This is a genomic window from Photorhabdus africana, assembly GCF_035181445.1.
In the GTDB taxonomy this organism is placed as follows: Bacteria; Pseudomonadota; Gammaproteobacteria; order Enterobacterales; family Enterobacteriaceae; genus Photorhabdus; species Photorhabdus laumondii.
This window is the reverse complement of the sequence record NZ_JAXBVE010000110.1, coordinates 1-2,124: the sequence shown is the minus strand read 5'-3', so window position 1 is coordinate 2,124 and position 2,124 is coordinate 1. Positions and strand designations below refer to the sequence as shown.

Below are 2,124 nucleotides of genomic sequence, written 5' to 3'. Positions count from 1 at the left end.
TTAAGGTTGAAGAACTTAAACATGACTTTTTATGGCCTTATAAAGCAGAAGTGGTGTTTGCTATCCGAGGAGAGCAGGATGTCCCCTTACCCATGCTGGCAACCAGTCAAGTCTCTAAGCAGCGTTATGGTGATAATTTACCGCAATCCAGTAATCCGTTTGCCCGGCCTTCTGCCGACGATGTAGAGAAATTTGGCGTTAAGCGTATTCGGCGTCCCGATATTATTCTGGTTAAAGATGAGGCTCTTCGCTGGCCGGGCAGAAATGCCACCTACTTTGACGGTTCCATGCACCCTGATAACCTAAAGATGTTGATTGAGGTGAAATTTCCGGGGGATGATCTCTCTGACGATCAAGAAATAGATTATATCCAGATTGCGACCGAAGATCGCTTTGGGGTGATGCGTATCATGGATAATCGCACTGAGGAGCAAAAGCAGTACGATGAGGCGTGGCGAAAACATTATCAACCCAGTTCCCAGCACTATAAAAATCCCATTCCACTGGCCCCGCTGCCGCCCGGCTCGCCTCCTGATGATGAAGTTTTACCCGCTCCTCCCGCAGAGGGTGTGCCGGGGACTATTCCGCAGCCGTTGACAAAAAATCCACCGCTTCTCAGCACTTCCCGCTGGTCGTTTTTACCCAGCTATGAAGACTGGGTCGTCCTCGGGCAGGAGGTGGCTGGTCTGGCCGAAAATGGGTTGAATTATGTCCGCGACAGTACTCGGGAGCTTCTTGCCCAATTTGGTTCATGGCTCAATCAAACCGGCAAGTGGGTGTGTGAAGAGATTATTGACCCGATAAGCCATCAGGTCAGCTACGCTTTTTCCTGGGCTAATGAACAAACGGGAAAAATCGTGACCTGGACGGAGAGTGAGATAAAAGCCCGGTGGCAGACGGTGCAACAGGGTTCAGACATCACCCTGGAAGAGCTTAAAAACATTAGCTGGATGCAGATATTAAAAGAGGTGGGGGAAGGCATGCTGGAAATGGTGGTGATTGTTGCCGGAGTTGCCGTTGTTATCCTTGTCACCCTTGCCGTCGCTGCCGCACTGATTGCACTGGTGGAAATTTTAGCTGCCGCTGCCGCAGTTAGCGCCGCCGCGTTAGCCGCCGTCCTGGCAATATTGGCGAGTGTGACATTCGCCACCGCTTCATAATTAACGGAGAGAAAATATGGAAACTTTAGATTACTTTGCCCAGTTGAGATCACAACTGGCCGCGTTTACCTTCCTCAATGGCGATGGGCTGACCGTTTCCCGTCTTGGGATTTCTATCACTCTGTTTTTTAAACAGGGCTACACTCAGGAGAAAAAACAACGCATTCTGGCCTGTTACCGGCGCTTTCGCGAAGAGTTTGGTACCCATCTGCGTTTTCATCGTCATTCGCTGGAGGGATTAAAAAAATATTCCTCAGAAAATATTGCCAAAGTGGAAGAAGGTATTCTTAATCGGAAAAAAAACCAGCTCTCTAGTTGGGTAATCAGTGATGCCAAAAATCTCTATGAAGCTCCCCGCTATCTGATGCGTTACCTAGATTCCGATGAAGCTGATGGTGACGATAGTAGCTCTTACCTAAGCCTGACATTGCCTTGGGATTACCTAAAAGGACAAGAGGGCATGACTCGTTTTATGGCCTGGCTGGAGTTTCTGTGTGAACAACTCGAACCGGACAGTGGAGATTGTGGCTACAGCCTAGTCATCCCCAGAGATTACCATGATTACTTTCCCTTAGAGTACCAGCTAGCGCAGCGTTACCCTTCATTGCAGGTTAATTCTGCGGTTCATACAGCCAAATTACAGTATGGACATTCCATCCGTGGCATTAATTGGATCACCCTGCTGTCCAAACGATTTGTAAACCGACTGGGTGGTGAATTCTGGATACGTCAGGTGCTGCGCCCCTACCGGGATGTGGTGATTAGTTCTTATTCCAATGGTCTGATAATCCGGGCCGGTCAATACCCGGACTTAACGCCATTACCGGGCAGTGTCCCGGAGAGTTATTTTGCTATTAACCAACTGATACGCCCAATACGGGTGATACCCCGTGAAGGCCATTCATTACACTTCTATGGTGAAGGTCATTTTAATTCAACTTCTACCCTGGCCTGGTATGCCCGT

2 protein-coding genes are annotated in these 2,124 nt (G+C 48.9%); both read left to right on the top strand.

The genetic code is table 11. The features are described from left to right. Window positions 1-1,160 (top strand): VRR-NUC domain-containing protein (locus SLS51_RS22875; RefSeq protein WP_323840788.1); only part of this gene is annotated, 1,160 nt, incomplete at its 5' end. Between the two features lie 16 nt (window positions 1,161-1,176). After that, window positions 1,177-2,124 (top strand): DUF3396 domain-containing protein (locus SLS51_RS22870; RefSeq protein ID WP_323840787.1); only part of this gene is annotated, 948 nt, incomplete at its 3' end.